We start from the raw sequence: 807 nt of genomic DNA on the forward strand, positions 1-807 counted from the left end.
TTTACGTTTCTGCCGCAGACTATCTGATAATCGAGCCGAAAATCAAACGGCATTTGGCGGTCAGAAAGCCGGCAGGATTTCTGAAAACCGCCACCTACCCCGTGTATGAAACCGTATATGGAGCATCACCGTGAAAACCTACGATGTAACCGAAGCGGCGGCCTACTGCAAATGCCATCCCGAAACGATACGGGAGCATATCCGCGCCGGCCGGATTGCCGCATCCAAACCCGGCCGCAAATACTGTATAACTCAGCCTGCCCTTGACGCTTTTCTGTGTGGTTTGCAAAATGCACAATTGCAGGCTTCACTCGAAAGCAGGAGTGAAGAAAAATGCTTAAAACTGAAGGATTATATCGCCGTAGGAGCGGTATCTGGTACATTGACTTTACAACACCCAGCGGAAAAAGAGTTAGACGCTCTGCTCGTACAAAAGACAAAAAATCAGCTGAAGAACTGAGAGATAAACTTAAGCATGATGCTTGGCGGGTTTCCGAACTTGGCGAAAAGCCTAAGCGTTTATGGGATGAAGCCGCTTTAAAGTGGCTTAAAGAAAGGGGCTGTACTAGATAACTAGGGAAATTTAACTTCAGGTTAGAATAATCCCTATGAGAAAAAGTCGTTTAAGTCAGTACAAGCAAAACAAACTGATTGAACTATTTGTTGCAGGTGTTACCGCCCGCACAGCGGCGCAATTAGTTAGCGTCAATAAAAATACCGCTGCCTATTACTTCCACCGTTTGCGCTTACTTATCTATCACAACAGCCCGCATCTGGAAATGCTTGATGGTGAAGTAGAAGTTGATG

General features: G+C 46.0%; 1 protein-coding gene and 1 pseudogene. Both read left to right on the forward strand.

What is annotated here, in order from left to right; all coding sequences use genetic code 11:
- Positions 1 to 130: 130 nt before the first annotated feature.
- Positions 131 to 460: a helix-turn-helix domain-containing protein gene (locus IR141_RS12610; protein WP_135037783.1), complete on the forward strand. Its 330-nt coding sequence runs from the start codon at positions 131 to 133 to the stop codon at positions 458 to 460.
- Between the two features lie 148 nt (positions 461 to 608).
- Positions 609 to 807 (forward strand): annotated as a pseudogene (locus IR141_RS12615) (IS1595 family transposase); the annotation flags it as partial.

The organism is Neisseria sp. 19428wB4_WF04 (genome assembly GCF_015235335.1).
Classification (GTDB): Bacteria; Pseudomonadota; Gammaproteobacteria; order Burkholderiales; family Neisseriaceae; genus Neisseria; species Neisseria musculi.